General features: G+C 36.2%; 2 protein-coding genes and 1 pseudogene. All 3 read left to right on the top strand.

The window, feature by feature from the left end; all coding sequences use genetic code 11:
* Nucleotides 1-80: 80 nt before the first annotated feature.
* Nucleotides 81-230: pseudogene (locus tag LIZ98_RS17255) on the top strand (IS1595 family transposase); the annotation flags it as partial.
* Between the two features lie 203 nt (nt 231-433).
* The gene (locus tag LIZ98_RS17250) at nt 434-943 is read left to right on the top strand and encodes a helix-turn-helix domain-containing protein (protein WP_041902860.1); all 510 of its coding nucleotides are present in this window, start codon (nt 434-436) and stop codon (nt 941-943) included.
* A gap of 273 nt (nt 944-1,216) precedes the next feature.
* Nucleotides 1,217-1,669, top strand: a complete 453-nt coding sequence (locus LIZ98_RS17245) for a YueI family protein (RefSeq protein WP_227091860.1) — start codon at nt 1,217-1,219, stop codon at nt 1,667-1,669.
* Nucleotides 1,670-2,296: the final 627 nt, after the last annotated feature.

The following is a 2,296-nucleotide window of genomic DNA, read 5'->3' as shown; positions in this document are numbered from 1 at the left end:
TGCGGGGCGCTCCAGTTTGTACGTCGCTAAGCGGGCGCTCTGCGCTTTTCTTAAAGGCTATGTCACAACATATGGTTTGCAACTATCTTGTATGGAACAACCTTGTAAACTATGCCAAGTAAAGTGATATAGAGAAAAGGAACATCTTTTTGACTTTCGTGTTGGCCAAATTGAAAACAGATAAATGTAGAGATTTATCAAACAGACCAGCAGTTCTACTGGTCGCATAAGAATTATACAAATCATAATTTATCTTTTTGTTGGATAAATAGAAGATATATAGAACAATTTTACGAGCTTTAGTTCTTCCTCACTAATATACCCAACAGCTTACCACGACTATAAATCTTGAATGTTAATATGCGTTGCTTGTAGCAACGGGCAGTTCCTCATACAATAGTGGTAACGACTGAAAGAAAGGAGGTTATCCCTAATGTTAAGCGAAAACATTAAAGCAATCAGAAAATCAAAAGGACTTTCGCAAGAAGAACTTGCTATCAAGCTGAATGTGGTGCGACAAACAATCTCGAAATGGGAGCAAGGATTGTCAGTTCCCGATTCTGATATGTTAATCTCCATATCGGAAGTGCTTGAAACACCCGTAAGCACTTTGCTTGGGGAAACTGTTATTGAGTCGAAAGTTGATGACTTAAAAGCGATTTCCGAAAAACTGGAGATTATAAACTTACAACTTGCACAAAGGAAGACCACGAGAAGAAAAATACTTCATTGGCTACTTATCTCATTGTGTACGGTCATAGTAACAATTTTTGCGGTCTTAATAGTATTAGATAGTCCTTACTTAGGTTGGAATTATAATGACCCTGAAACCACCGTTATCGGAGTAATTTTTCACGCATTTGAATGGCTGTTTGTCAGATTAGCACCGATTATCCTTATAGGGGCAATCGTTGGAATTTTCTTGACACGGAAGAAAGTATAAAACTTCTCTATTTTTGGGTACAGTTCAGACTTCAAAATCCCAGATTGTAGGAGAGTTTTAATGCTCTCATACAAAAAAATCTCATTTATCAACTATTTGTTGTGACATAGCCTTTTAAAAAATAATTGGTATTGAGGGATTTTGGGAATAGAGGGCACATCAACCATTATCTTAATTATACAAATTTCATAAAAACCTCGGAACATGTAAATTTCTGCACAATTTATTATATAATAACTGGTAGAGGCGAAAAAAATAATAAGGGTGAACTTCATGCAGAATGGACCAAACTTAGAAGATTACTTAAACCAAGGAATATATGGGAAAAAGGAAATAAACCCCGAGGAGAAAAAGAAATTTCTTGGTACGTTCCGGGAGCGAATTGTTGTTGCCTTAACTGTAAGCCAAGTGTATAACTCAACCATATACAAAGAAGTTGAACAAGGAATGAAAAAGAACGCAAAAGCAAAGCTATTACTGAACGGTTCAGTCGACTACGAATATTTAAGTAAGTATGTGAAAATTGCAAATAAGTACAATATTCCTTTTACCATCGTTGAAAATAAGGAACATGATACCGACATAGGTCTTGTCCTTGCCCACGATTATGCGGTAGATAAAGAGAATATCTTTGTTTCGGATGAGTCTGAATCTGTAACGATTAAAGACAATTTGGACACAACTGAGAATGGCGTAAAGGGATTTTTCAAAAAATTATTTTCCTAACTTGTTATATTGAAGATTCTTCAAGCACTTATTTGCGCATAAGGCACAGACTGGGAATCCGGTACATCTATGGGACATTTTATTTTATTTTTCAACTAATTTTGTCCCATACAGCTGTTCTATGAGACATTTTTGCTCCATTTTCTGTCGTTTTTGTCCCATAGACAGTGAATCTGGGAATTCTATGGGACATTTTATCTTATTTTTCAACTAATTTTGTCCCATAGAGCTGTTCTATGAGACATTTCTGTTTCAAATTCCGTCGTTTTTGTCCCATAGACCACGAATCCGGGAATTCTATGGGACATTTTAGCTTATTTTCCCACAAAATTTGTCCCATAGAGCTGTTCTATGAGACATTTTTGCTCCACTTTCTGTCGTTTTTGTCCCATAGACAGTGAATCTGGGAATTCTATGGGACATTTCAGCTTATTTTCCCACAAAATTTGTCCCATACAGCTGTTCTATGAGACATTTCTGTTTCAAATTCCGTCGTTTTTGTCCCATAGACAGTGAATCTGGGAATTCTATGGGACATTTTATTTTACTTTTCAACTAAATTTGTCCCATACAGCCGTTCTATGAGACATTTCTGTTTCAAATTCCGTCGTTTTTGTCCCATAGACC

This window comes from Caldibacillus sp. 210928-DFI.2.18 (assembly GCF_020554505.1).
GTDB lineage: Bacteria > Bacillota > Bacilli > Bacillales > Caldibacillaceae > Caldifermentibacillus > Caldifermentibacillus hisashii.
This window is presented reverse-complemented; position numbering and strand designations above follow the sequence as displayed.

Coding starts and splice junctions, on each gene's coding strand:
- LIZ98_RS17250 (WP_041902860.1), top strand. CDS start 434: ATGTTAAGCGAAAACATTAAAGCAATCAGAAAATCAAAAGGACTTTCG.
- LIZ98_RS17245 (WP_227091860.1), top strand. CDS start 1,217: ATGCAGAATGGACCAAACTTAGAAGATTACTTAAACCAAGGAATATAT.